A 26,553-nucleotide genomic window follows, 5' to 3' on the forward strand; every position below is an offset into this window, starting at 1 on the left:
CCTATCGGTAATTATGCTGGTATTATCCAGATTCCCAGGGAGCCACTTTGAGAGCCAGTCAGCAGATCTAGGCCATCTGAATGCCAACCTAAAGTAGTATATTTACCGATCGGTCGTTCGCTGAGAATCTGCTCGACATCTCCATTTGCCGACCATAGGCACACATAGCCATCAGTACTACCAGAAGCCAGGATTGGCAAATGAGGATGAGGGATGGCTACTTCTATAATACCCTGATGACCTTCGAGAAGTTGACCCTCCCACATGCTTGCATCGGGACTTAAGTGCCACAAGACGATTGTATTGCCGCTAGCTACTACCAGACAAGGGTTTGGGGTACCCATCATCCATGAAAGTTGCCGAATTTTCCCAGGACAACCTTGTAATGTCCATCGATTATCCGGATATTCACTATCGATAATCGTCAAGGTGCGATCGAGATTACCGATCGCTAAATAACGACCATCATCAGACCAATTTACACGAATACTCGCCGTTTCGATCTCTATCCGTTGGCTCGGTGCTGTAGGATCGGCAATCGATCGAATGTAGACACCTTTATATCCCGCTACTGCTAACAAGTCCCCTGCTGGGTGCCATGCCAGATCGAAAATCGAGGATTTGTTGAATTCCCAGGTCGCGATTTGAGTGAAATTACGGATGTCCCAAATCCTCGTGCATAGCCCCGTACTGACTGCCAGATACAAGCTATTGGGGTTCCACACTAGCCGCTCGATCCACGCGCCAATTTCCAAGCTCTGGGCTAATTGTGGTGGAAGTTGAAGATCCTCGCAGTTCCAAATACACAATTGTCCGGCTCTACCGCCAGCAGCCAGCCAGCGACTGTCGGCACTAAAAGCTAGTCCCGCGATCGTGGGTGCGGCTTCAACGCTGTTGTCTGGTGCCAGGAGTGGAATAACTTCATCTAATCCTGCATTCCAGACGGCTTCTCCGGCTGCCGAACTAGCCGCCCAACCTCGGCCATCGGGCGCACAGGCTACCGCTGTCACTAAATCATTGAGTTGACCTTGCCAAACTAGCTCTAATTCGGAACGCGAGTTTTCTGTCAATGGGATTTTGGGTGTTGGATTGACGATTGTGGATCGACCGCTGCTCGCAACAAAATAGGAACTTTATTTACTCCTAAAATTATGAGTAGAGAAATGTAAATAAATAACCAGTAGTAACACCCAATCTCAAACTTTTAAGTTAGGATAATTACTACTGGTAACATGTCTGAAAATATGGCTCAAGTCAGACTTGAACTGACGACCAAGGGCTTATGAGTCCCCTACTCTACCGACTGAGCTATTGAGCCGTGGTATTTAACGTATTCCATCATAACATGAAAAAGTTGTTTTAGCTACTTTTTTGTTAAATATCTGAAGTGGGCGAATATTAACGCCACATATCGCTGGAGATTGGCACGACCCGATCGCCATTTTAGAACCACGATCGAGAAGACAGTGGCAAGCATACATATTTGCCCATTATCTATGTTAATTGGCAGCTTGCTCGGCGAACTCCAGCCCCTGACTGAACCGCTCGTTCACAAACAAAAACGCACACTGCAACATCCACAGCCCTATAGATTGGCAGGGAGGAACGCGATCGGATTGACAGCACTACCGCCATTAGGCCGAATCTCAAAGTGTAAGTGGGAACCCGTGCTACGTCCTGTGCTACCCATTCGTGCTATGAGCTGACCCTGACGGACATTTTGACCGACACTGACAGAGATCTGACTATTGTGTCCGTAACGAGTGGTGGTGCCATCGCTATGTCTGATTTCGACTAAATTACCGTAGCCGCCTGATTTCCAGCCTGCTACGATCACGACACCATCAGCAGCAGCATTAATCGGCGTGCCGACTGGGCCTGCAATGTCAATGCCTTTGTGCATTCTACCCCAGCGACGACCGAAGCGAGAGGTAAGCGTGCCTGCTGCTGGCCAAGCAAAGCCGATACTCGAGACACCATTGCGGTTGGTGGGTAGACGATCTTCGGGATTGTCAAAATCATACTCCGAGTCAGATCGATCGTTAAAAGATGGCCGAGCGGTGGCGACAGGTCTATTGAAACTTCTGGTTCTGGGCTGTGCTACCTCGATCGGTACAGAGGTTTCACCGCTAAACTGTAAACTATTGACATCTGTGCGATTGGCAACCGATGCGGGATAGGCGCGGGGCAATGATTGCGCGACCAGCACTGATGGCGATCGATCGTACTTGGCCTGCATCGCGGAGACGTCACCGTGCAATTGGTCGATATAACCATTGCTAGTTACGGGAGAGATTTCAGTTGCAGAGCTAACGGGTGCCGCATTTTGAAATGATTCGGCTGCGGCTACCGTATCGGGATAGTTGGCTGGGACGCTAAAAATACCCATTAAAACTGTTAATCCAAGCATCACGGTTGAAGTGCGGCTCCGATGATTACCAAGCAGAGAGGCAATCTTGACCCAACCCACTGGTTGCTCCGGGGTAACGATCGAGGATGCTTGGCGAGCCAACACATCTTGATGAGCAGTCAGGGAATGAACTAATTTAACCTTCTGCGTAGTTTCGGGTTTCAACAAAAATGACCTCCTATTATTGAGTACAACGTTAGTCAACAGCCTGAGTCTAGTTGGAAATTAACTCACTACTGACGGACTATTCGTGTCGATCGATTCATTCAGAGTTAGGAATCGATGCGATGGTAATTTAGTGGGAACTGATTTTCCGATATTTATATTTCGATCTCAAACATCAGATCGAGCCTAGTAAAACGATAAATTATCGCTGAATCGATCGCGCTCCCGATTCACTAAAGCCACTTTAAGTGAAGATGCACTTATTTGCAAGCTTTTCGTCGAGGTCTGCTGACAGACTCGCTCAGAACGAAAATTTTTAGCTTGATTTGCACGAATAAATTAGAGATTTAATGGCGCAAACACAGGCTTGTAGAGTGGGTGTGGCGATAAAAAATAGATAATTTAATCGCTACAGCCCTTGCTGAATATGACTTTAAACTATGAATTGCACTATCGACAACCGTATATTTAACTAGAGGTATGTTGATTGCCAATTTTGGGTGCGAACGAATTTAAAAACTTTTAGATGCGAGTGATTTCGATCGCTATTTTTCTGCCGTTCATAGAAATTTATGCTCGATCGAATAAGTAATTACTAATTTTAATTGTGCGATCGCGATTGAATGGATGATATGAATTTCTTATCTAAAACTCGCGATCGAGCATTCGCAATTTGACTAAATTACTATTGCCAACTCGATCGATCGCTCCGATCTGTTGCCCTACCCGCGCTGTAGCCGCGATCGAAGAAGAGATCTGCCAACACCTATGCGATCGATTCACCGAGCTGACGGCGGGCTTCAAATAAGCCGATAGCCGCACTGACAGAGAGATTGAGACTTCTGACGCCAGGTTCGCTCATCGGGATATAAACTGTTTGGGCACAATATTCCAAAATCTCAGCGGGTAAGCCTTCAGTTTCGCTGCCAAATAATAACCAGTCATCAGCTTGGAACTGAAATTGAAAATGGCTGCATTTACCCCGAACGCTAAACCCCACACAGCGTCCAGCCTGCTGGCGATGAAATTGGATAAATGCCTCGATCGACGGATGTATTTTGAGGCTAACGTAAGGCCAGTAGTCTAATCCAGCGCGTTTGAGATAGCGATCTGTAATTTCAAATCCTAACGGGCCGACTAAATGTAAATCGGTGCGAGTGGCGGCGCAAGTGCGGGCAATATTTCCGGTGTTGGGAGGAATTTGGGGATTGACTAAAACTAATTGAGGCATAAGTTCAAAATCGGCGGTCGAGAAATTGGATAGCGATCGATATTACAAAGCGAACCTAGTCTAAATACTTACGTTACTTGGCCTAGAGCAATTCGCTAAGGAGTTAGCAATCTTCCGTAATATATAGATTTTCTTTATATTTAAAAGGAGAGTGCGATCGATTGAAATTTTAAATCTATTTAACAAATAGTTAATTTGTGTGCGGACTGCTACAACACAATCGCCTTTTCAGGTTTAGATCCACCCAATCGCAAGTGGATCGGCTGGGTGGAAGAGACCTTTAACTCATGCCACAGCTTGACACAAATAGCGATCTAACTCGATTTCCTGCTGTTCGACATGCTCGATCGACCGGACGAGTATAGATTGGGCGTCAGGTTCGCGCTCATACGATCGCAACCATTGTTGAGCGGTATTACCTTCACGCAAAATCTTCTTCACTGGGGACAGGAAGCAAGTAAAGCCGCGTTGCTTGGCAAATGGATGAACTTCGCTATAGAGTTCTTCGATCCAGTCGTGTGCGGTAATCGAGCGACCATCCTGCCAATGTCGTAAAGTGGCATCAAGACTAGATTTAGCGACGAGCATTTCATTGGCGTCCGCTAGCTCGACAAGTTCTTGTGGCGATAGAGTACTCATTGTTAACGGATCGAGTTTGGGGTCGGAGATGAGTTGCCACAATCTGGCCTCGATCAGGCTCGTAACGGCCAACAAGGCGATTGGATCGATAATTAGATCGCAAATTCTCAACTCGAGGCGATTGAGGTTATAGGGGCGGCGATCGCCATTAGGACGCACGGCAGACCACAAGTGACGCACATTTTGCATTGTCTTTTGGGCTAATTGCTCGTTTACCCATTGGATATGATGAGCGTGACTTTCAAATAGCGGCACATGTGCGGGTGTCTTGGGGAAGAGTCCCCAACGAGTAGAGTGGTAGCCAGTCGGCACGCCATTGAGAAAGGGCGAAGCCGCACTTAAAGCTAGATACAATGGAGCTTCTACTCGTACTAGCCGACAGGCACGCATCAGCAATTCTGGGTCGCTAATGCCGATATTGATATGGACGCTAGCCGTAACGACATTAGTCCCGTAAGTCTGTTCGATGTAAGTATGATAGGGATTATTGGGGTCGGAGCGATAAAATGTATCCGTACCTCCTAGAGATAGAGTGCTACCAGGAATCAGCGTATAGTTACCAATCCGCTGAAGATAAGCACGTAACTGGCGACGCGGCAAAACTAAAGCGCACAGCAATCGCTCGTAAGAAGTAAACGGCGCGGTGGTATATTCCACATTGCGACTATCCGGCTCGATGATAAACCCATCTAAATCCGCCACAATTCGATCGGATAAACCGACAATCTCTCCTTGGGGTGTCCCCGTGTAGACTTCAATTTCAAATCCTTTAGAAAGTAGCATGGAGATAAGGGTGGATGGGTAGATGGGTAGATAGGTGAATGAGTGCGGAGATAGTGGATAGTGATATGTGAAGTTACGCTCTAGGTGTAAGTTCAGCTCTTATAAATAATCATAGCGGTTTTGTTGAGGCAATCTTTCAGGTAGCATTCGCTCTATTTCAAATCTCACAGCCAATTTCGATCGCATCCACCGATCCACCCATCCACCCCTGACCCTCTATTCCCAAAGACCTATTCCCTAATGTCCTGCGATCGCGGATAATTGGGGATTAATGTAAAAATCATAAAGCAAGCAGCACAGTACAAAGTCATGGGAGCGATCTGGGAAATCGATTTTTACTCACGCCCCCTGGTTGATGAGCGACAGAAAAAAGTTTGGGAATTGCTGATATGTGAAAGCCCCGCGACGACAGATCGATCGACCGAAGACTTATTTCGGTTTACACGATACTGTCCAAGCGATCGAGTCAACTCGTTATGGTTGGCAGAAGCTCTCCAGGCAGCCATGCTCGAGGCTAAACAATCACCCCAACGGATTCGTTTCTTTCGACGGCAGATGAACAACATGATTACCAAAGCCTGCAAGGATATTGGCATTCCTGCCGCAGCCAGTCGGCGCACCATCGCTTTGCACCAGTGGATCGACGATCGGATGGAGCATTTCTATCCCCAACAACCCAACTATCAAGCCGCAAATACTGCCTCCGTGCAGATGTTTTCCGATCCGCCACAGCCATTACCCGAAGCCTTACTCGGTGAAAAGTGGACATTTGTCAGTCTGGCTGCGAGTCAGTTTGCCGATATGAATGAATGGCAAATTGGTTTTAGCGAAGCTTTCCCTTTAGCGATGGTGGGCGTCACTCCCGAAATGCCAATCCCCGGACTGATTCTCTATTCCCCCCGCTCTGTGCCGATGGCTGCTTGGATGTCCGGATTAGAAATCGTCTCGGTTCGCTATCAACCTGCCCCTAAATCTACGTTATTACTAGAGACAGGAGCCAGCGAAAGTTGGATTCTAGCCAGATTGGAAGGGACGACTCAACAAGAAGCAGCACGGTTTGAAGCAAGCAAGCAACAAGCCAAAGGAGTTCATTTTATTGCCATCCAATCCAGTCCCGATGTGGAAGAATTTGCTGGATTTTGGTTATTGTACGAAACAGTCGATCGCTAACAGATCTAAGAAAGGCTTTAGGTTTTAGGCTTCAGATCTTAGGGTGTTGGGGTGTTTTTGACGTCAAGACTCCTCGTCCCCCAGTCCCCTCGTCCCCTCGTCCCCCAGTCCCCTCGTCCCCTCGTCCCCCAGTCCCCTCGTCCCCCGTCCCCTCCCATCTCCAGAATGGATATCGCCGAACAACTTTTAGATCTAGCTGCCCAGGCTGGTGCCGAAGCAGCCGAAGTTTATCAAGCCAAATCCTTATCCCGTCCGGTGTTTTTTGAAGCGAATCGACTCAAGCAGTTGGAAACCGCCCAGAGCGAAGGCGTTGCACTGAGGCTGTGGAAAGATGGTAAGCCAGGATTGGCTGTTGCTTATGGGGCAGTGGAACCAAAAATCTTAGTTGCCAAAAGCATCGAACTATCGCAGCTCAATGAGCCAGAAACTCCCGAATTAAATGGAGCCAATCGGAATATCTACCCAGATTTAGGTCACGCAATTCCGATGGAGGAATTGGTAATCATGGGTAAAAAAGCGATCGAATTAGTGCGTGCCGAATTTCCGGAGGCAATTTGTAGCAGTCAATGGGACTGCGATATCGAAACCACTAAGCTAGTCAATAGCCTGGGACTCGATTGTAGCTACACCGACACGACACTCAGCGGATATCTTGCCGTTGAATGGATTCGTGGCGATGATTTTTTGAGCGTGGGCGACGGTCAAACTCAACGCGGCCATTTAGACCCTGAAAAAATCGCTCAAAGTGCCATCAAACGCCTTCAGTGGGCGCGCAAGAATGTCAATCCGCCGACAGGTAAAGTCCCCGTATTATTTACAGCTAAAGCCGCAGACATGTTGTGGGAAACAGTGCAGGCAGCAATGAACGGCAAACGCGCGATCGAAGGGGCTTCACCGTGGAGCGACAGATTAGGCAAAAAAGTAGTTTCACCCCTGCTCACGCTCACTCAAGAGCCAGATCGCGGCCCATTTAGTTGTCCCTTCGACGATGAAGGCTCGCCCACGCGGAGTTTGACACTGATTCAAGAGGGCAAACTGAAGTTATTTTATGCCGATCGCACGATCGGGCGTCAACTCGGTTCTGGCTCAACTGGCAATGGCTTTCGCTCGGGTTTGGGTAGCTATCCAACCCCTGACTTGGTAAATCTGACGGTTGCGCCAGGGACGAAAAGTTTTGCCCAACTGGTGCAGCATCTCGATAATGGCATTATCATCGACCAAATTCTTGGTAGTGGAGCCGGAATGTCTGGGGATTTTTCGATTAATGTCGAGTTGGGCTATCGCGTTCGCAAGGGCGAAATTGTCGGTCGGGTCAAAGATACGATGGTTAGTGGCAATGTTTACACCGCACTCAAACAAGTCGTCGCCATCGGTGCCGATATCGACTGGAATGGACCCTGTCATACGCCATCTCTGATTGTTGAGGGGTTGTCGGTGACGGGTCGGGGATAGAGGGTCGTGAATAGTGGATAGTAGATAGTAGATAGTAATTAATATGTGGTTTTGGAGTTAAGGCTTAGGACGCTTGCGTCCTCTAGGTTTGCTATGGACTTTAGTGGCTATTCATTACCCTGTATTCACTAGTACTAACTATCCACTATCCACTATTCCCTATTCCCTAATTCATAGTTATTCTCAATAAGGCTTGCTTCTTGCAAATAGATCCCAAGTCCGATATGATGGTGAGTGACGATAAAAATTGGGTGATGAGTATGTCATTCTATACAGCAGACTCCCTCAAAGCTGAGCTACACGAACGGGGTTGGCGATTAACACCCCAACGAGAAATCATCCTGGATATTTTTCAGAACTTAGCTGAAGGCAAACATTTAAGTGCGGAAGATCTGTACGAACTGCTCAAAACTGAGGGACACGATATCAGCTTGTCCACCATTTATCGTACTGTCAAACTTATGGCGCGGATGGGGATTTTACGCGAGCTAGAGCTAGCGGAGGATCACAAACACTATGAAATCAACCAACCGTACCACCACCATCATCATTTGATCTGCGTGCGTTGCAATCAAACGATCGAGTTTAAGAATGAATCTGTCCTCAAGATTGGCGATAAAACTTCTAAAAAAGAAGGCTATCATTTACTCGATTGTCAGTTAACAATTCATGCTGTTTGTCCGAGTTGTCAGCGATCGATTTTACCTGTTTAGTGGATAAGTAGGTAGGTGCAATTACTTATAAAATAGATTATGCCTGAAACCTAGATGGTGGGCAGTGCCCACCCTACTGGGACGACAAGCTTAAAAATGTGGGTAAAGCGATCGCTTAAAGTATTACTGGTTGTATTTTTTACGGTTCTGAATGCCCACAATTTTAAGCGTGTCGAGCCACTACGAGGTATTTTATATTTAATTACGCCCATGTACTTAGTGGCTCGTAGTGTTGAGATTATCCACCATCTAGGACTTACGTTACTTTAATATAGACGAGTACATAAACCCGGCTTTTCAAAAAAGTCGGGTTTGTTGTAACATTACTTAGAACGTCGATTGGGAACGGGTCGTTCGCGAGCACCGCCAGAGACATTAAAAGCCATATTATAAATCAGTTCGTTAGTGCGAGCGGACTTAAATAAATCGACCACAGGCTGTGGATAATCGACTCCAATACGCACCCCAAAACTCTCCTGTTCGGCTGGTGAAAGTTTCCAAGGCTCGTGGACTTTAGCTGCGGGAACTTGCGCCAGTTCTGGCAGCCAATGTTTGACGTAATTTCCTTCTCGATCGTAATCTAGAGACTGCTTAGTAATGTTAAAAACACGAAAAACTCGCGCGTCATTGCCGACTCCGGCTGTATAGTTCCAGTTGCCCCAATTACTACAGACATCGTAATCGATTAGCAAAGATTCAAACCATTCGGCACCCATCCGCCAATCGATACCCAGATTTTTAGTTAGGAAACTCGCAACATTTTGACGTCCGCGATTGGACATGTAGCCAGTTGCGGCTATTTCGCGCATATTAGCATCGACTAGTGGATATCCAGTTTTACCTTCGCGCCAAAGATCGAATCTCACCCAATCTTGCTTCCAATTGAGATTGACACCTTGAAGTCCCGATCTTTTAAACATATTGTTGCCATGTTTGGCACAAATAAACCGAAAATAATCTCGCCATAACAGCTCAAAAATCAACCAATAAGTAGAGTCATTTTCGATCCGCTCGTCCTCATATTTTTTCACCTGTTGGTAGATATAGCGCGGCGACAGACAGCCTAACGCCAACCAAGCCGAAAATTTGGACGAGTAATCTGCACCTAACATGCCATTGCGAGTTTCTTTATAGACTCGCAATCGATCGCGTTCCCAGATATACTCATTTAAGCGATCGATTCCTGCCGTTTCGCCCCCGCGATATGCCAACACTCGCCGCGAGTCGGGTTGAGGTGCTGTTACTCTCAGATCTTCGATCGTCGGTAGAGTTCCCGGATCGATATTTACTGACAGCGGTGGTAGACTCGTCGGTGCTGGTAAGCATGTTGGCGTCGGTGCCTTGCGTTCTACCTCTTTGCGAAAATTGGTAAATAATTCGGGCACGTTTGGCAAGGTAAACGGCAAATCCTGGAGTAGATGCAGGGTATGACCCCAAAAAGATCGACAATTAACATTAACTGCCTTGAGAGCGGCTTCTAGTGCGGTACTGACGGCAATTTCTTCGGGGGTAACTTCCTGATGATAGTAGACATCGGTAATTCCCAACGGCTCGACTAATTGGGGAATAATTTCTTCTGTCAATCCCCGCCGAATTATGAGTTCGCTGCCGAGAGAGCGATAGGAATGTTGAAAATCGGCAACACTTTCGAGTAGAAACTGCGCTCGAAAGCCACCCGTTTTGGGAAATCCAAAACTCGTCTGTCCGAATTGACGATCGTCAAAGCAATAGAATGGAATTATGCTAGCACCGTCTTTAAGAGCCTGAGTCAGCGGTTGATGGTCGTGCAAGCGCAAATCGTTACGATACCAGATTAAAATCCGTTTGGTAGTCATTTGTGAATTAGGCGGCTGGGACGTAAATGAAGTTACTCTTCTGTGGGGAGCGGGGAGATTGACTCGTACCTTCTAGTATTAGATGAGACAATCGCTGAGTTTGAGAGATCGATTGACAGATTCGATCGATAAAAAAGCAGGCATGGCACCTGCGGATCTGTCATGACTGAGATTCAATCGTCAATCAAATTTTGGTTCTGTAATCTATATTTTAGTTATTAAACAACCTAAGTTGCTAGTCGCTCGAGTGACGGCTCTTGGATTGGCGTGTGCGCGTTCGCACAGCACGCACGCCAACCATTTTCGCTTAAAGTCGAGCGAGCGATTAGATCCAGCGACTGGGTTTAACTACCTGTGGACAATGCTCGCTCGTCCACAGATTTTGGATGCGCACCAGAATATCGCTCCCAAAAATATGCTAGCTCTTTAGCTTTGCCTACCCACTCAGAATCGATTTGATACATGCGGCGAGGTCGTCCGCGACCTTCAACTTTTTTCCAGTAGCCGACAATGGTACCGTTAGCTTCCAAAAATTTAATCGCACTATATAACACTGTATCCGAGAGCCGATAGGTTGAAGATTCATGCTCCAATCTGGCAATCAACTCAGTACCGTAAGAATCTCCCTGAAGCAGAATGTCGAGAATGTAACAAACGGCCAACTCTTGATTTAGATAGAGTGGTGGGGGGTTGCGGAAAAAGCAATAGATATCTTCAAAGTTCATAGCTGTTACCACCTTATAATATTGGTGTGCGTTAGTTCGTTTCAATCCTCACCTAGCCCGAAAGCTGGAGGCAATGTCGATAACGTAAGCGGTGCTTTGGCAAATCGCAATAGATCTGTCAAAACTAGACAGGAAGACAATTTCTACAGATAACGGGTTTAACTAATCGATCGAGCAAGTCTATTGGTACCCAGTTTTTAGCTTAACTCATCCAATTTACGTTAAGGGACAATTATTCTAGTTTCTTACCAATTTCTTAACTAATATTTATGTCAAATCTAGAAATTAACGGTAATACACCTCAAGCTGTCAAAAAAATTGCCGCTCAGCTCAAACGAGTTGGCTGGGCGGGATTTTGGTCGCAACTTGCTTTAGCGGTGGTTTCGAGTTTGATTTTTCTATTTGCCATTCCCTTTGCGAGTACGGGAGCCAGCAATCCGGGGACGGGTGGCAGTTTGCTATTTGCAGTGGGTGGATTGGTAATACTTTACGGAAGTACTTACTGGTCGTTTAGATATGTGAGGCTCTCGCGCCAGCTTAAAAATCCCAACTTGCGCCCCAAAAAAGCTGAGACGATTCAGATCGTTCGCTGGGGTCTGTTGGCGTCGTTGCTGGGCATGGGATCGAGCGTGTTAGGTGCCGAATCGATTGGCGGCACGCTATTGGGTAAGTCACTTTCAACAGCATTACCAGGAGCGATTTTTAGTCCTGATGCTTTGAGCAAAATTATTCAACCGTTGGATATATTTATCGTTTTGGCAAATACACATACGATTACGGCGCATTTTATTGGGATCGTATGTTCTCTGTGGCTGCTAGATCGAATTCAAAAACAGGGTTAATCGATCGTGTTTATCAAAGTTCGATCGATATTTCTTTAAACTAACTAATGCATCGCGATCGTCAATTAATCAAACTGTGGCAGCAATTTATCCCCCTATCTTTGTCCGATGTGACAATGGCACTGGGAGATCCTTTAACCACTACAACTCTGGCTCGTTTACCAGATCCGCGCACTAATATTGCCGCTGTCGGCGTCGCCAAGGCGATCGCCATTTTTTGTGAAAGTCCAATTATCATGTTACTCCATGCGAGTAATGCGCTCGCGCCCACTCAAGTATCCCGACGGGCATTATGGAAATTTACCTTAATTGCTAGCGGGGGGATGAGCTTATTGCTGGCACTGACAACTTTACCCTGGATATTTGCGATCGTCGGTGAAGGGTGGTTGGGTGTCTCGCCGAGCTTGAGTGGGACGATTCGATCGACACTGGCGATCGTCATTTTATGGCCATTCGCGATCGGGTGGCGGCGGTATTTTCAAGGATTATTAATTCATAGCGGTCAAAGTAATGCTATCGCCCAGGCGGGCCTCATCCGCCTGCTGGTAGTCGGCGGCATTCTCGCGGGGGGATTTAGCCTCAAAGCAAATGGCGCAGTCGTCGCGGCGATGAGCCTAGTCTGGGGCGTAATTGCCGAAGCTGTCGCCGTCACATATCTGGCGCGAAAATGGGGTGCGACGAAACCACCAGAAACATTATCTACCCCAGAATTACCCCAAGATTTAGCAAGTGTCTGGAAGTTTTACGCCCCCTTGGGCGGGACGATGATGCTGGCATGGGGTGCGCGGGCGGCTTTAGTCGGCATCGTCGCGCGAGCCAATGATGGAGCGATTGCCCTGGCTGCTTGGCCTGCGGCTTGGGGTTTGGTCGTCGTTGTTGCAAATTCGACGCGGATGGTGCAGCAGATTATCATTCGCAATCGCAAATTATTACCCGATCGACTCTTAATTATCTTCGCAATTACCGTCGGCTTAGCCTGCTCGTTAATTTTATTTTCAGTCAGCGGCACGCCAATGAGTCAAGCAGCCATTGGGTGGTTTGTCGGCCAAGACAACGAACTGATCTCGCGCGTGCGTCCCGTATTGCTCGTTAGTGCAGTGATGCCGTTATTAGTATCCCTCCAAAATGCAATGCAAGGTTTTTTGGTCAGCGAAGGGCGCACCTGGGGTGTAAACCAGGCTGCTTGGGTAGGAGCGGTAGTAATGTTAGCAACAGCATATTTTGGAACGCAATCGGGTCAAAATGGAGCCGTCGCTGCTGCCCTCGGTACGATCTTGGGCGTTACCATGGAGATTGGTTATTTATTTTATATTTGGCGTAATGTCAAAATAATTGATAATTGATAATTAGTAAAATTGCTCATCAATATTAAATAAAAATTTCATGCGAATTATTACGGATTTTGATGGGCCGATAATGGATTTATCCGATCGCTACTATCACGTCTATCAGCTCTGTTTAAATAAAGTCAAACACCCTCATCAGTCGCTAAACATCCTAACCAAAGATGAATTTTGGACATATAAACAGGCGCAAATTTCCGAACGACAAATCGGCATCGAGTCAGGATTGACAACGACGCAGGCAGAAGTATTTAAAAAAATGCGCGATCGCCATGCCCATCAATTACAATATTTATCACTCGATCGCGTCGTGCCCGGATCGATCGCCGCCCTAGAACAGATTCAATCATCTGGTATCGAACTTTTAGTAATGACATTGCGGCGCACCTGCGAATTAGAAGCAGCCTTTCAACAATACGATTTAGCCAAGTTCTTTCCACCACATTGCCGCTATTGTCTGCCAGATGACTATATAAAAAATAGTGATGTGCGAGCCAAAACCCAATTGATGACTCACTCTTTGACAGAATTGAAACCAGAGCCAAACACTTGGATGATTGGCGATACTGAAGCAGATATTATCGCCGCAAAAACTAATCATATCAAAGTAATTGGCGTACTGTCTGGCATTCGCGATCGCGATCGACTGGCGCAACATCAGCCAGACAAAATCGTCTCTAATTTAGCAGATGCCGTGAAATTCATCCTTGCATAATTCAGGTAAATTGCATCCGGTAGCAATTGCTACTTCAGATCGAGATTATTTTTGGCAAAGTGGTATCAAGGTTTTTTCAAGCGGATCGATCCAAGGTCTGAAAATTTTACTAAACTCAAGATCCTTGGTATAGCTGACCAGAAGTAATCGATCGCTGAAAATATCCCCGCTTAAACTCTGGAGGATACTAAAAATGACCGGACAACTCTGCTGGATTCCGACCTTTGCGTCTAAGGGAAAACTCACTTTACACCTTAGATTAGATCCCTTTCAGCCCTGGAAACCACACACCGCTTTTCCAAATTTGTGCGCTCCAGATTACCCAATTCCACGCGGCTCGATCGGTTGGGCAACTAGTCAAAAGCTGCTTAAAGCGGGTTGGGAAATCGTACCTACCGCACAAGTAAAAATCTCTTTTAGAGATGATTTTGAAGATGATTCTTTAGCGGCTTAGGTAATAAGTCTTCCATTTGCACAGGTGAAAACCCGACTTCTTCCAAGTTGGGTTTTTGTATACGGTGGAGGAGAAAAGTCAATATTTCCGAACATCTTAAGGATCTCATAATGAGATAACCCAGGTCTTTCTATTAGCTCATCGTTTTTGTTCTAATTCCCGAATCTTTTTCGGCATGTAATCGAATAAACTTTGGATTAAAACTTGGCTAGATACACATCATTTTCGCAATTCGATCGAGTCGATCGGACTATTGGCAAGCGAAATAATAGATGTATGGTGGGCAAACCTTGAGTAACAAATCAAAATCGAAGCATTAGCTCATTTGCCCACCATTACAAGTCCTGCTAAATTATCGCAGATTACTTCGTAGCAACTAACCCATTGTGACGTAACAACGCCGATGGATCTGGCTCCCGTCCACGGAAGGCGGTAAACACCTCCATTGGGTGCTTGCTACCGCCCAGCGATAATACTGTATCGCGGAACCGTCGTCCGGTCGTGCCGATCGCATCTGCATCATCTAAACCAGCATCTTCAAACGCTGCGAACGCATCCGCACTCAAGACTTCCGCCCACTTGTAGCTATAATAACCAGCCGCATAACCGCCAGCAAATATATGTCCGAAGGAGCAGAGGAAATTGTCTTCAGGTAATGGGGGAATTACCATGCTGATTTTGGCGAGGCGATTGCGAACATCGGCGATTGTTTCGGTACCACCTGGTTTGTAGCTGCTGTGCAGTGCGATGTCCAACCAGCTAAAGTGGATCTGACGGAGCATTCCGCTACCGCTCATAAATGTGCGTGCGGCGAGGAGTTTTTGGTAATAGTGTTCGGGTAAGGGTTCGCCAGTTTCGTAATGTTTGCCCAAACTTAGCAGGGTGGGGCGATGGTAGCACCAGTTTTCCATAAATTGGCTGGGTAACTCGACGGCATCCCATTCGACATTACTAATGCCTGCCGCGCCGACATAATCCACGGTGGTGAGCATGTGTTGTAAGCCGTGCCCGAATTCGTGGAAGAGGGTTTCAACTTCGCCGAAGGTCATCAGACTGGGTTTACCGTCTACTGGTGGCGTTTGATTGCAAGTTAGATAAGCAACGGGCAAACGGACTTTAGACCCATCTTTATCGGTCAACTTGGAGCGACTGATGCAATCTGCCATCCAGGCACCACCGCGTTTTTCAGCAGGACGGCTATATGCGTCTAGGTAGAAGTAGGCAATCGGTTGGTTTTGCTCGTTGGCGACTTGGAAATAGCGCACATCAGGATTCCAGACTGGTGCTTGTCCATCGGCGGCGGTGATGGTGATGCCAAACAGACTGTGGGCGAGATTAAATAAGCCCGAAAGTACCTGTTCTAAGGGAAAATACGGACGCAATTCTTCAGCATTAAAGTCAAATTTAGCTTCCCGCAGACGTTCCGACCAGTAGGCGAGATCCCAATGTTCAAGATCGTTGGCTTCGGGTGCATCTTTAGAGATAGCATAGGCACGCAGATCGTCTAGATCCTGTTTGGCTGCTTCAAAGCTGGCACTGCGGAGGGATTCGAGTAGATTTTCAACGGCAGCGACGTTGGGTGCCATTTTACTGGCGAGACTGAGTTCGGCGAAATTGTCGAAGCCGAGGATATTCGACATTTCACGCCGTAATTCGAGGATGCGATCGATATTGCCGAGATTATCATATTCCCCAGATGCCGCGCGACTGACATAGGCTTTATAGATTTGCTCGCGCAAGTCTCGCCGTTGACTGTGTTGCATGAATGGCATGAAACTGGGTGCATCTAAAGTAATTACCCAGGGGCCATCGGTTGGCGTAGCAGCTTCATGTCCGGCGGCTCTGGCAGATTGTGCGGCTTGACCGAGTAAACTTTCGGGTAGTCCTGCAATTTCTGCTGGCTCAGTCAGCTTCAGACTATAGGCTTTGGTGGCATCGAGGACGTTATTAGAGAACTTATTAGCAAGTTCGGCCAGTGCTAATTGAATATCATTAAATCGCTGCTTGGGTTCGCCAGTCAAACCGACTCCAGATAGCTCCATATCGCGGATGGCGGCATCGATAATCCTTTTTTGGGCAACATCGAAGGTTGCAAATTCGGGGCTGGCTTTAATCGCTTTATAACCCTCATACAGAGCCGCGCTCTGTCCCAACCGCATCCAAAACTGAACGACTTGGGGCTGCATTTCTTCATGAGCGGCGCGCAGTTCGGGACTATTTTGGACGCCCATTAGGTGTCCGACGATACTCCAAGCCCAAGAGATCCGCTCGACAATGCGATCGAGTGGTTCGACCAATCCCGCCCAGGTTGGGACGATTTTCGCTTCGAGATCTGTCAATTTTGTATTCGCTTCTGCAAGCAGTTCGGTAATATCGGGAACGACTTGTTCGGGTTTAATTTCTGGAAATGGGGGCAATCCCTGGCCTTGTAATAGGGGCTTCATAAGTAAGTGTGATGAGAACTGATATATTCCCATTATCTCTCGATCGCTCTACTCGCCGATGTCTGGTTTACCGTCATTTGAAACTACAACATTTTCAAAGATACTTTTTTGCTTAACTCCAGCAGTTAAAAGACGATGGCGGACATGGATCGATCGAATTCTACACCACTGTTTTAGCATTTACCAAGATTGCCGATTGCCAAACTACAGGCGTCGAAGCCGTCGATGAATCATGCTTAGCAGCAGATCGAGTAGCCACATGCCGCCAAAATTTAACTGCGAGTAGTCGAACTGCATCGGCTAGTCGATCGCTAAAAAAAAGCAACTGTAAACCACTACTAAAATAGCGTGAAAACCGCTCGACATAATCATCACAGCCTATTCGATCGGCTCTATAATAGATGTATAGAGATAGAAAAGGATAAGCCGAGCGTGAAGATTCAACCCTCTGTACTAGTTCACCTGGGATTTGGCAAATACGTTCGATCGGACAACGTGGTCGCACTGATTCCCCTAGAGCAGGAACGCGGCCCCGGACGACGCACGATCGTGTATCTCCAAGGCCAAGAAGAACCGATTGTGGTTTCTCGATCGGAAGATACGATCGTCCGCGACTTAGTACAAGAGCCACATGAAGTTACCCAATCCCGTCAACAACAAGAAATCTTGCGGGACTTATTGCAAAACCTCGATGGCGTCAATGCCACCGTCCGACGCATCAGTCGTGACGAAGGCGGTCTCGATCTCGATCGTTTAGAGGATCGGATTAGCAAGGTGCTCGAAAATTAGATTCTGAGATTGCATAGCACAAACCCGACCTCTCGCAGAAGTCGGGTTTGTTTGGATTAAATCTACTTCATAAGCATCGCTCGATCGTCGCTACCACTGATGCTCCCAAAGCATTAAAATCATACCCACCTTCCAATCCAAACACGATTTTGCGCGTTATTTGCAAACAATAATCGGTAAAGATGCCAAAATCTTCGGGATAGAGAGATATATTCGCTAGCGGATCGTCATGATGGGCGTCGTATCCCGCACTCACGATCAATAGATCTGGATTGAATGCCTTTAAAAAAGGCAGCACTCTAGTTTCAAATAGCGGCTGATAATCCGAGATCGTACTTCCCGCCTGCATTGGCAAATTTAACAGATTTTCGTACCCGCCCCGCTCTGTAGCCTTACCAGTACCGGGATAGTGCGGAAACTCATGCAGCGAACAGTAAGCAAGCTGCGGATTTTGAGCTACTACGGCTTGGGTACCATTACCATGATGGACGTCCCAATCGAGAATTGCCACCCGTTCGGCACCATTTGCCAGCGCGTAAGTTGCCGCGATCGCTGCATTACTAAAAATACAAAATCCCATCCCCCGCGCTGGCTCGGCATGATGCCCTGGCGGACGCGCCAATACAAACGTGGGTTCGCCTGTCTTTAGTGCGAGAGCGACCCCATCCAACCACGCATTTACAGCCAGGAGAGCCACATCATAGGTTTTAGCCGAGACGGGTGTATCCGGATCGATCGAGCCACCTTCGTTGCCAAGCTCCTCTACCAAGTGAATATAGCCAGCGGGGTGAATTTTCTCGATCCAAGCAAATGGCGATCGCGTTTCAATCGATGTCGGCTGTTTCCAATCGAGTTGGTTCGCCCATACTGCCCGTTCTAATGCCGATTTAATAGCGGTCAATCGGGCGGGTTTTTCGGGATGAAATGCCCCAGTCTGATGTAATAAAAACTTGTCTGAATAAATAACTGGAAACATGAGATTTTTATTTATATTTAGCGTCTAATTGTCAACTCGTGCTTTCCAACCAGTACCGTCTACCATATAAAGTTTCGATTCATAAACTTTTTCTAAAATAGCTATCAATTTAGGTCGATCCATGATTTCATAAGCGGTTTTCATCAATCCGCGAGCTTGTAATAATCTGGCTCGATTCTTTTCTTGAGTATCTTCATCCCAAAACCAAAGCGAACGACCTTTTTTTAATAAAGCCACCGCTCGCTCGTTTTCTACCGCACTAATGCGATCGGACAGAATGATACTCAACCCAGTATCAGATTCAACCCCAACGGGTCTAGCATCATCTATATTCAATTCATTATCGATAATAAATCGATCGAATCGCGGCTGCCAAAGTTGAGCTGCTGCTAAAAACCCATCTTTGTTATCCTTATCATCTTCATAATTTTCAATTACTTCTTCAAATCGATCGCTAATAGCAGCTAAAATACTTTCATGTACACTGATACCGCTACCATCACCATTATAAAACATTCCTACGCCCCGAAATCCCAAAGCTGGATCGTCTAATAACAAGCCCCAATGCTCTCCGGCAATTTCACCCTTGAGGCAAGTTAAAAACTCTGGCGGGTCGTCATAATATTGACCATCTAGCCACCAAGTGCTCCAATCGGTAGTAATATCGAGATAGTGTACGGCTTGATAATCTGCCAGAATTTGGTGCAAGGATTTACCCTCAGCTAGCTGTAATAAGAAATAGATCGGGCCAACAGGTTCGACGTTACAAAGTGCGCTCCAAAAATCTTCTCTTTCTGCGGCGGAGAGTCCCACAACAAATTCACAGAACCAGAACAATGAATCGGGAAATTCGATATTTTCAAGTCCATAAATGGATTGCAATTGTCTTTGATAGCGATCTTTGAGTTGGCTGCTCATGAAAGTTTAGATATAAACCCAAGGTTAACTATTTATTAACGACTGTTTCGATCTAAGATCGAAGATAAACCGACTCCCATCGAACTATCTCGATCGCAAATTTATCGATCGAACTTACTGTTTGAGTTCCAGCTTAAATCTGCACCGCTGCATACTTCAACACTTCCAATACCCGCACGGGATCGCAGCCATAAAGTCCGGCTCCCCAGGCGGCATTTTGCTCTACCACTGCCCAACCACGATCGCAAATTACACCCACATCCAATACCGCCGTGCGGGGCAACTCGATCCGAGTATCTGCCAAGACTAGATCGACAAAGGACTCTACCTCTGCTAATTCGGCATCAGCGGCTGCAAAATCTCGATCGCGTTGCAGTTCTCCATTCCTTAAATATACCGAAATTGCACGGATCTGGCGATCGAGCACAAAGCACCGAAATTCTTTTTCCCATGCCACCACTTCAGCCACCAAGACGGGCGTATCGTTATCGTATTCGAGCGGCAACTCCGCACCAGTATATACCCGCGCTGGGAAGCTCTTATCATTCGGCGGCTTGATAAATGCTGGCTCCACCAACTCTCGACAAGCTTCCAATGTCGATAGTGATCCCCATCGCTTGCGGAATTCTCTAGGTAAGTTCGGCAGCCAATCGAGTGGCGGTTCTAGGAGTCGCAGTCCAAATTCGGCGGCGAGCGTTTGTCCGAATAACCCCTCTAGATACAATACCGGATCGGCGATCGATCTCAACTCATCCAGCACCTGCCAACTTCGCAATCGTTCGACATCCCAGCCAAGGCGATTGGCGGCGCGCCACAAAGCTTGAGCATCTTCAGTAAACCGTGGCGTCAGAATTAATGTTGGCATCGGCGATTAAGGCGCTGTGGGAGTGGGATAACAATTATTCATGAAATTTAGGCGTTGCGGGATTCAGGTGTGAAGCATAGATCTGATACTGTCGCCCTCACCCCCAACCCCTCTGTCTTGTCTTGTCTCGTCTCGATCGCTCGTTCCCGGCAGGTTTCCCGCCGAGCGCGAGCCGCAAAATCCAAAATCCCTGGCATACTAAGATCTAGTCGATCGCTGCTGCTGAATATCATGTCTTCTGTAACCAATCTCACCACATTTAGCTTTGAAACCGTCAGTGTCGATCGCAATGGTGAAATAATCGATCGACGATCGGGTAAGGCTCAATACTTTACACTCAGCTTAGGCGATGGTATTGGATTGGATCTAGTCTCGATTCCTGGTGGTACATTGATGATGGGCGACGAGCGACACCATCAAGACGAGCAGCCAGTTCATCAAGTGACAGTACCAGCATTTTTTATAAGTAAATATCCGATTACTCAGGCGCAATATCGATCGATTATGGGCGAAAATGCCGGAAGTGGAATGGGAGATAATTACCCGATCGAGAAGGTTAGTTGGGATGATGCGATCGAATTCTGTAATAAATTATCGCAACAAACTGGCGATCGATATACTTTACCCAGTGAATCTCAATGGGAATATGCCTGTCGCGCTGGCACTACTACAGCATTTTACTTTGGGGAGACGATCGTGCCGGATTTGGTGAATTATCACGGGGATTATCCCTACCAGGGCGCACCCACAGGTGAAAATAGAGAACAAACGACACCTGTCGGGAGTTTCCCGCCGAATGCTTTTGGGTTATCTGACATGCACGGGAATGTGTGGGAATGGTGCCTGGATGAGTACCAACCCAGTTATCAAGGCGCGCCCATAGATGGCAGCGCGTGGATTTCGAGCGTGGAGGAAAGCAATCTCAAAAGAGTGATGCGCGGTGGTGCTTGGGATTACGTCGCGCGCGGATGTCGAAGTGCCGTGCGCGGTAGTCTAGCATCGCAGATTCGGCTGGCTGGGTGTGGATTGCGGGTGGTAAGGGCGGATGGGTAGATGGAGATCTGCAATCCAAAACCCAAAATCTCTACTTCCCCTCCATACTTGGCGTACATCTCTCCGTACAATCGCTAACGACAGTGCTTTGGGTAATGACGGTTTCGGGTTCCTTCGGGGGTGGCTCGGCGCAGACTTGGAGTGCAGTTGGGATCGTGGCGAAAGCAGCAATTAATCCACAGCTTAAGAACTTACGCATAGTTAAAGAGAAAATCGGGGTGTTTTCACAATTTAACTAGTAAAATTGGCAGAGCCTACGATCGCGATCGCATTTTGTGGTGTCTGTACTCTTGGTACATGCGTAATCCAAATTTGCCCGCTGGGGTGGCTTGAGCGTTGCTAATATCGGATTGCATCTGGGTGGGTAAAGACGTCAGCGCAGCGGGCTTAATGTAGTGTTCTGGAGGCTGAATTATCGGTGCGGCAAGGGCGGCAAATGTAATATCGATCGCCGAAAACTTGTCGCCTAATAAATATTTACGTCCATCGGCTAGCAATCCATCGACTCGATCGAATACTATCTCAATTTCTCGATAGGATTCCGTACCGGATGTATCGGTAACATTGTAGGTCGATCGGACGATCTTGCCTACTCTGGGAAAGATAGCGGGGAACAATAACTTCTCCCAAAATGGCACGCCCAAAGTCCAACGTGGATAGATTAATTGCGGAGAAAGGATATAAGAATATCCCCAACGGCGAATATGTACGCCTAATGTAAGATTGAATAAGTTTTCTAGCTCTAGAGTGAGTACTTGTAGGTTGGGATCGATCGGGTACAGCTTTTCGGGATACAGTCTGTCTAAATATCTCAAAATATCTGTCGAATCAGTTGCGGCACCCGTATCCGTTACCAAGACAGGAACGCTCCTACCGCCATATTTTTTAGTCGCATTCCGATGAAATGGCGGCATGTGCGCCATTTCTCGATATGGAACTTCTAAGTAGTCTAGTGCCCACCTTGCTTTCTCGCTGTAATGGCTCACAGGTATCGTAATCAGTCGAAAGTTGTTTGGCAGCATGAGCTAGGGAATATAATCGCACGATCTGTCCTTATAACAAACCACGATAACGGATAAAGAGCAACATTACTGCCCACGAACCCAAGGCAACTTTAATGGCGACGAGCACATTCAGGAGCGGGATAAACCCACCACTGATTAATGCCCCTAACTCGCCGTGGGGCAATTCTACACCAGAGAGATTAATCGCCGCGATGATGATGAAAGCGATCGCGGAGATTTTTTCCCAGGTAGCGGCGTGCCAACGCTGGTATAGTCGATCCATCTCTTCGGTAGAGGAGGTAATTGCCACTAAGCCGATGGCGGTACCACCCGCTACACCTGCGGCAAAACCACCACCAGGGCTGAGATGTCCGCGAATTGCCAATTCGATACTAACTAGTGCGGCAATTGTCGCGCCCAATCTGGCTAAAACGATCGAGGGTGAATCGGTAAATTGGTAGACTGTGGTGGCAGGTTGCTCGGTAGAGAGCAAGAATTTGACACCTAAGATGGCGATCGTAAACACGACGACTTCAAAGATCGTGTCGTAGAGCCGATTTCGGAGGATGATACCCGATACGGCATTGGGGATACCTGTCTCGCGGACGATCGTTTCGACGATGGTTAGTTGTGATAAGTCTGGGAGCGCGTTGGAAGTCAGCAGGATTTTGATACCCAGCGCGATACCTGCGATTAGATAAATCCATCTCATTGCTGTGGCTCCGTGACAGTCAGTTTACTAGCTAATGGGTTGATGTAGGTTAGGTTTGTGTCTGAGGGGAGTTGCGATCGCATCATCTCATAAAGACTGGAAATTCTGGTGGCGATCTCAGGCGCTCGATCGGGATTTAGAACGATCGTGGTATGAATGGTTCGATCGAGTAATGCTTGGCGCAAAGTCTGTGGATCTGGATAAGTAACTAGTTCGAGTCGCAGATAATGTTTGCTAAAAATCGTGCGTAACTCATTCTCCACGGAAGAATCGACAGTAGTTTCGTCGCTCAAGATGCCCAGCCGCACTACCATTGAAGATCGCACCGCGATCGCATATAAAGAAATCGATAATAAGGTGCCCATCAAAGCTTCGGTTAAAGCGACATCCGCCGCGCCGAGAATTGAATAGATGAGGGCGGCGATGGCACCGAGAATACCACGCATAATCAGTGCGTTGTAAGGATTGGACTGAAATACCAACATCAGCGCAGTGATGGGCAGCAGGGCAACGATCGCATAGATATAAGGATCTGTCATGACTCCTCCTGACTGCTCGCGCAATAGGCTAATACATAGCCTAACATTGTATTCCACACTGCCAACGAGATAATTGCGAGTATCAGTAATTGCCATTCACTAGGGAGTTTTAGCAACAATCCAAACACGATCGCCATCGAGCCGAGGGTATCTGAGACTGAGAGACTGTGCAACTTAAATAATACCGAGCGTTTGCCCAGTAGCGGTATCGTCCCCCAAAACCAGAAGATAATCCCCACACCGATGCAGAAATAACCGAGAATGTCTATCATATTTTCTCCATCTGGTTGAGTAAATGCGCCAACAACATAAATCCAGCATTGCCTACACTCAAGACGATCGCACCGACTACGCCAATCATCCAATCATCTCGGAGGACAGATACAACCAAGATGATAATCGATGCTTTACTAGAGACGCTGGCTAATGCCAGCATTTTTTGCCAAATATCATTAGACTTATAAGCTGCATAGATCGGAATTAACATTGCTGTAATCATCAATATCAAGATGAAGTTCAAGATTGAATTCATAAATTTCTTCTCCGTTTAACTCGATGAACTTCATAGCCACCATCTCGATCGTATTTACGAACGATTGTTTTGGGGGTAAAAGTAATTAGAAAAATATCTAAAAATACTAGCCCAGACGATCGATTTGGCGGCACCCGTTCGATCTCGATATCTTCAGCTTGATGGGGACGAAAAATCATTTCAATCGCTTCGATATAAGCGATCGGAATTGCCATCACAATTTTACCGAATACCCGCAGCCAATCCCTCAACGTACCGTTGGTGGAGCCTCCGCTGTGCGGAATCGAGCGGTGATTGCGGGGTAAGATTAAGGAGATAACAATCCCGATCGCGATATTTTCTGGACTCAAATCGGATGTGAGTAGCAGCCAAATAGTGAGTCTGAGGATGATGTTTAGATAACCACTCATGTAAATGTCGCCCAAAACAGTAAAATTGACACCAACGTCATCACGCCGATTAAATTGTCGAATTGCTCTAATACTCGGGGTATTTTTAGTGCCATTCGCTTAAATATAGTGATATAAGCTAACCAACCCCCAGCAATAATTGCGATCGCTTTAATGGTATTTGTCGGATCGTAAGCCTCAAAATAGACAACATTTGCCACGACTAAGCCACCGATTAGTAAGCCGATTGCTAGCCAAAATCCCAGCTTAATCGGTTTGGTATTTACACCTGGCTGGTGTGGTAAAAAGATAAATTTAGCAAACGAAATTGCCGTGCCTACCGCCACCACATTCATCGCGATTTCTTGCCACGGCAAGAGATTTTTCATCGTCAATACCTTCGCCCCAAACCCAGATAGTAATGGGAAGCCAGAAATCGAGAATCCAGCAATCGCCAAGAAAATCCACAGCGTGCGATCGATTGGTTGATGCTGCAATTCCTTAAAATTACGACTCGGTAAAGCTCCCGCCAGCATAAATAGGCTCGATTTCACCAAGCCATGCGTCAGGGCATAAAATCCGCTCACTTCAGGAGCCGCCAGCATAAAACCCAATTGGGAAACGGTGTGAAATGCTAACATCCGTTTGGTATCCTTCTCAAATACTGCGTAGGAAACGCCCAGAACCGCTGTCCCGACCCCGAAAACTCGAATAATGGGGTCAACATCATCCAAAATCAGCGCACACCTAACTAGCGGATATACCCCCGCTTTCACCACAATCCCCGATAACATCGCTGCAACTGGAGTTTCTGATTCCGATTCGGCTAGCGGTACCCACAAACCAGAAACAAATACTCCACCCTTAGTCAGTAGCCCCATAAAGATCAGCGCGAGTGCCTCCGGCGGCGATCCGCGCAAACCTGCAAAGGTAAAGGAATGATGCGTTTTATAAACCAGCACCGCACCGACTAGATAAAACAACATGCCTACATTACTAACAAACAGATACCGCAACGCCACCCAAATCGTGCGATCTGTGCGCGGATAAGCTATTAACAGTGCCGCAGCAATGCCACTGACCTCCAAGGCAACATACAAACTGATAAAATCCGTACAGGCAAACGCCGCATTTAAACTGCCATGCAGGATAATTAATTGCCCATAAAAAAACGCCACCTTCTCAGTTTGCCAACAGTAGAGAATTACCGCCGCCGTGACGAGGGCATTAGTGAGAATAAAATAACCGCTGAGTGAATCTATTAATAAAGTTACGCCAAAATTATCGAGTAACTGAAGCGCGATCGACGATCGAGAAATGATTAGCTGTAACGCATATCCCACCGAACAGATCGCTGCAAATATTGCCAGATAGCGATCGAGTTTTGGGAATAAAAAAATTAGAAATCCCGCCACAAATGGGAGAACAATCCAGGCGATCGAGATGGTATTCATGGCGTATTTTCCTTCTCGATTTCACTGGTGTCCAAGGTGGGATGATCCTGTGCCAATTTCATTGCCCCAACCAACATCAGAGCCTGAATCGAAAACCCAATCACGATCGCTGTCAAAATCACCGATTGGGGCACTGGATCGGCGTAAGTTCCATTATTTTTGGCATTGCCAGCAATCGGTGTAAATAAACCTCCCCGCGCAGCAATCAGCACATAATAGGCAATTACCCCAGTACTCATCACATCCATTGCAAAAATTTTCATCACCAAATTTCGCTTAAAAATAATGGCGAAGAATCCACATAATATCGTCGCTAGTGTAAATGCTTCTAACACGATCGTTGACACTTTAGCCTCCCAATTGATTATTTACGATTGACTCTCCAGTTAACTAGTCCGAAA

The 26,553-nt window shown here is 46.9% G+C and carries 29 protein-coding genes, 1 tRNA gene and 1 pseudogene; 9 read left to right on the forward strand and 22 right to left on the reverse strand.

The window, feature by feature from the left end; translation table 11 throughout:
* Positions 1-11 precede the first annotated feature (11 nt).
* From CHA6605_RS24030 to gshA, 6 genes and pseudogenes are all read right to left on the reverse strand, one after another.
* Complete coding sequence (locus CHA6605_RS24030; protein WP_015161972.1) at positions 12-1,070, reverse strand: WD40 repeat domain-containing protein; 1,059 nt, start codon at positions 1,068-1,070, stop codon at positions 12-14.
* A 175-nt stretch (positions 1,071-1,245) separates the two neighbouring features.
* A tRNA-Met gene (locus CHA6605_RS24035) sits at positions 1,246-1,318 on the reverse strand.
* 267 nt (positions 1,319-1,585) lie between these two features.
* A pseudogene (locus tag CHA6605_RS37365) lies at positions 1,586-1,972 on the reverse strand (M23 family metallopeptidase); the annotation flags it as partial.
* Positions 1,973-3,220: 1,248 nt separating this feature from the next.
* Entirely contained in the window at positions 3,221-3,358 is a 138-nt protein-coding gene (locus CHA6605_RS34525; protein WP_157260091.1) for a hypothetical protein, read from the reverse strand.
* Positions 3,342-3,806: a tRNA (cytidine(34)-2'-O)-methyltransferase gene (locus CHA6605_RS24045; RefSeq protein WP_015161974.1), complete on the reverse strand. Its 465-nt coding sequence runs from the start codon at positions 3,804-3,806 to the stop codon at positions 3,342-3,344. The genes CHA6605_RS34525 and CHA6605_RS24045 overlap by 17 nt, the downstream gene beginning before the upstream one ends.
* A gap of 285 nt (positions 3,807-4,091) precedes the next feature.
* Complete coding sequence (gene gshA, locus CHA6605_RS24050) at positions 4,092-5,228, reverse strand: glutamate--cysteine ligase (RefSeq protein WP_015161975.1); 1,137 nt, start codon at positions 5,226-5,228, stop codon at positions 4,092-4,094.
* 309 nt (positions 5,229-5,537) lie between these two features.
* Between gshA and CHA6605_RS24055 the strand changes: the two genes are divergently transcribed.
* The 3 genes from CHA6605_RS24055 (at position 5,538) to CHA6605_RS24065 (ending at position 8,563) form a co-directional block, all read left to right on the forward strand.
* Complete coding sequence (locus CHA6605_RS24055; protein WP_015161976.1) at positions 5,538-6,398, forward strand: Tab2/Atab2 family RNA-binding protein; 861 nt, start codon at positions 5,538-5,540, stop codon at positions 6,396-6,398.
* A gap of 165 nt (positions 6,399-6,563) precedes the next feature.
* Entirely contained in the window at positions 6,564-7,850 is a 1,287-nt protein-coding gene (locus CHA6605_RS24060; RefSeq protein WP_015161977.1) for a TldD/PmbA family protein, read from the forward strand.
* A 260-nt stretch (positions 7,851-8,110) separates the two neighbouring features.
* Positions 8,111-8,563: a Fur family transcriptional regulator gene (locus CHA6605_RS24065; protein WP_041549898.1), complete on the forward strand. Its 453-nt coding sequence runs from the start codon at positions 8,111-8,113 to the stop codon at positions 8,561-8,563.
* Between the two features lie 323 nt (positions 8,564-8,886).
* Here CHA6605_RS24065 and CHA6605_RS24070 read toward each other — a convergent pair whose 3' ends face one another.
* Entirely contained in the window at positions 8,887-10,398 is a 1,512-nt protein-coding gene (locus tag CHA6605_RS24070; RefSeq protein ID WP_015161980.1) for a DASH family cryptochrome, read from the reverse strand.
* 344 nt (positions 10,399-10,742) lie between these two features.
* Positions 10,743-11,123 (reverse strand): PadR family transcriptional regulator, encoded by a 381-nt coding sequence (locus tag CHA6605_RS24075; RefSeq protein WP_015161981.1) that lies wholly within the window; start codon positions 11,121-11,123, stop codon positions 10,743-10,745.
* 269 nt (positions 11,124-11,392) lie between these two features.
* On the opposite strand from CHA6605_RS24075, the gene CHA6605_RS24080 reads away from it, so the two are divergent.
* From CHA6605_RS24080 to CHA6605_RS24095, 4 genes are all read left to right on the forward strand, one after another.
* A complete protein-coding gene (locus CHA6605_RS24080) occupies positions 11,393-11,965 on the forward strand; it encodes a DUF3611 family protein (RefSeq protein ID WP_015161982.1) in 573 nt (190 codons plus the stop codon).
* 47 nt (positions 11,966-12,012) lie between these two features.
* On the forward strand, positions 12,013-13,308 hold the full coding sequence (locus tag CHA6605_RS24085) for a hypothetical protein (protein ID WP_015161983.1): 1,296 nt from the start codon (positions 12,013-12,015) through the stop codon (positions 13,306-13,308).
* Positions 13,309-13,348: 40 nt separating this feature from the next.
* On the forward strand, positions 13,349-14,023 hold the full coding sequence (locus tag CHA6605_RS24090) for an HAD family hydrolase (protein ID WP_015161984.1): 675 nt from the start codon (positions 13,349-13,351) through the stop codon (positions 14,021-14,023).
* Between the two features lie 193 nt (positions 14,024-14,216).
* Complete coding sequence (locus CHA6605_RS24095; RefSeq protein WP_015161985.1) at positions 14,217-14,477, forward strand: hypothetical protein; 261 nt, start codon at positions 14,217-14,219, stop codon at positions 14,475-14,477.
* Positions 14,478-14,839: 362 nt separating this feature from the next.
* Here the strand turns inward: CHA6605_RS24095 and CHA6605_RS24100 are convergent, their stop codons facing one another.
* Together CHA6605_RS24100 and CHA6605_RS34530 are read right to left on the reverse strand one after the other, a co-directional pair.
* Entirely contained in the window at positions 14,840-16,921 is a 2,082-nt protein-coding gene (locus tag CHA6605_RS24100; protein ID WP_015161986.1) for a M3 family metallopeptidase, read from the reverse strand.
* Positions 16,922-17,081: 160 nt separating this feature from the next.
* The gene (locus CHA6605_RS34530; RefSeq protein ID WP_157260092.1) at positions 17,082-17,246 is read right to left on the reverse strand and encodes a hypothetical protein; all 165 of its coding nucleotides are present in this window, start codon (positions 17,244-17,246) and stop codon (positions 17,082-17,084) included.
* Between the two features lie 107 nt (positions 17,247-17,353).
* Here CHA6605_RS34530 and CHA6605_RS24105 point away from each other — a divergent pair, with 107 nt between their 5' ends.
* A complete protein-coding gene (locus CHA6605_RS24105; RefSeq protein ID WP_015161987.1) occupies positions 17,354-17,710 on the forward strand; it encodes a hypothetical protein in 357 nt (118 codons plus the stop codon).
* Positions 17,711-17,777: 67 nt separating this feature from the next.
* On the opposite strand, the gene CHA6605_RS24110 is transcribed toward CHA6605_RS24105, so the two are convergent.
* From CHA6605_RS24110 to CHA6605_RS24120, 3 genes are all read right to left on the reverse strand, one after another.
* Positions 17,778-18,686, reverse strand: a complete 909-nt coding sequence (locus tag CHA6605_RS24110; RefSeq protein ID WP_015161988.1) for a histone deacetylase family protein — start codon at positions 18,684-18,686, stop codon at positions 17,778-17,780.
* A 24-nt stretch (positions 18,687-18,710) separates the two neighbouring features.
* Entirely contained in the window at positions 18,711-19,604 is an 894-nt protein-coding gene (locus CHA6605_RS24115) for a hypothetical protein (RefSeq protein WP_015161989.1), read from the reverse strand.
* A gap of 133 nt (positions 19,605-19,737) precedes the next feature.
* Positions 19,738-20,469, reverse strand: coding sequence for an ATP-grasp domain-containing protein (locus CHA6605_RS24120; protein WP_015161990.1), 732 nt, complete (start codon positions 20,467-20,469; stop codon positions 19,738-19,740).
* 69 nt (positions 20,470-20,538) lie between these two features.
* On the opposite strand from CHA6605_RS24120, the gene CHA6605_RS24125 reads away from it, so the two are divergent.
* The gene (locus CHA6605_RS24125) at positions 20,539-21,522 is read left to right on the forward strand and encodes a formylglycine-generating enzyme family protein (protein WP_232432129.1); all 984 of its coding nucleotides are present in this window, start codon (positions 20,539-20,541) and stop codon (positions 21,520-21,522) included.
* Positions 21,523-21,553: 31 nt separating this feature from the next.
* On the opposite strand, the gene CHA6605_RS34540 is transcribed toward CHA6605_RS24125, so the two are convergent.
* The 9 genes from CHA6605_RS34540 to CHA6605_RS24160 are packed head-to-tail and all read right to left on the reverse strand — an operon-like array spanning position 21,554 to position 26,487.
* Positions 21,554-21,721 (reverse strand): hypothetical protein, encoded by a 168-nt coding sequence (locus CHA6605_RS34540; RefSeq protein WP_015161992.1) that lies wholly within the window; start codon positions 21,719-21,721, stop codon positions 21,554-21,556.
* 55 nt (positions 21,722-21,776) lie between these two features.
* A complete protein-coding gene (locus CHA6605_RS24130; protein WP_015161993.1) occupies positions 21,777-22,544 on the reverse strand; it encodes a glutathione S-transferase family protein in 768 nt (255 codons plus the stop codon).
* 31 nt (positions 22,545-22,575) lie between these two features.
* Positions 22,576-23,238 (reverse strand): Na(+)/H(+) antiporter subunit B, encoded by a 663-nt coding sequence (locus CHA6605_RS24135; protein ID WP_015161994.1) that lies wholly within the window; start codon positions 23,236-23,238, stop codon positions 22,576-22,578.
* Positions 23,235-23,777 carry a DUF4040 domain-containing protein gene (locus tag CHA6605_RS24140; RefSeq protein WP_015161995.1) on the reverse strand — a complete coding sequence of 181 codons (543 nt, stop codon included), beginning with the start codon at positions 23,775-23,777 and terminating at the stop codon, positions 23,235-23,237. The genes CHA6605_RS24135 and CHA6605_RS24140 overlap by 4 nt, the downstream gene beginning before the upstream one ends.
* Positions 23,774-24,049 carry a monovalent cation/H(+) antiporter subunit G gene (locus tag CHA6605_RS33200; RefSeq protein WP_015161996.1) on the reverse strand — a complete coding sequence of 92 codons (276 nt, stop codon included), beginning with the start codon at positions 24,047-24,049 and terminating at the stop codon, positions 23,774-23,776. Before CHA6605_RS33200 ends, CHA6605_RS24140 begins: the two co-directional genes overlap by 4 nt.
* Positions 24,046-24,309 (reverse strand): hypothetical protein, encoded by a 264-nt coding sequence (locus CHA6605_RS24145; RefSeq protein WP_015161997.1) that lies wholly within the window; start codon positions 24,307-24,309, stop codon positions 24,046-24,048. The genes CHA6605_RS33200 and CHA6605_RS24145 overlap by 4 nt, the downstream gene beginning before the upstream one ends.
* Positions 24,306-24,719 (reverse strand): Na+/H+ antiporter subunit E, encoded by a 414-nt coding sequence (locus CHA6605_RS24150; protein WP_015161998.1) that lies wholly within the window; start codon positions 24,717-24,719, stop codon positions 24,306-24,308. Before CHA6605_RS24150 ends, CHA6605_RS24145 begins: the two co-directional genes overlap by 4 nt.
* The gene (locus CHA6605_RS24155; protein ID WP_015161999.1) at positions 24,716-26,152 is read right to left on the reverse strand and encodes a cation:proton antiporter; all 1,437 of its coding nucleotides are present in this window, start codon (positions 26,150-26,152) and stop codon (positions 24,716-24,718) included. The genes CHA6605_RS24150 and CHA6605_RS24155 overlap by 4 nt, the downstream gene beginning before the upstream one ends.
* On the reverse strand, positions 26,149-26,487 hold the full coding sequence (locus CHA6605_RS24160; RefSeq protein ID WP_041549900.1) for a cation:proton antiporter subunit C: 339 nt from the start codon (positions 26,485-26,487) through the stop codon (positions 26,149-26,151). The genes CHA6605_RS24155 and CHA6605_RS24160 overlap by 4 nt, the downstream gene beginning before the upstream one ends.
* Positions 26,488-26,553 lie beyond the last annotated feature (66 nt).

This window comes from Chamaesiphon minutus PCC 6605, from assembly GCF_000317145.1.
GTDB lineage: Bacteria > Cyanobacteriota > Cyanobacteriia > Cyanobacteriales > Chamaesiphonaceae > Chamaesiphon > Chamaesiphon minutus.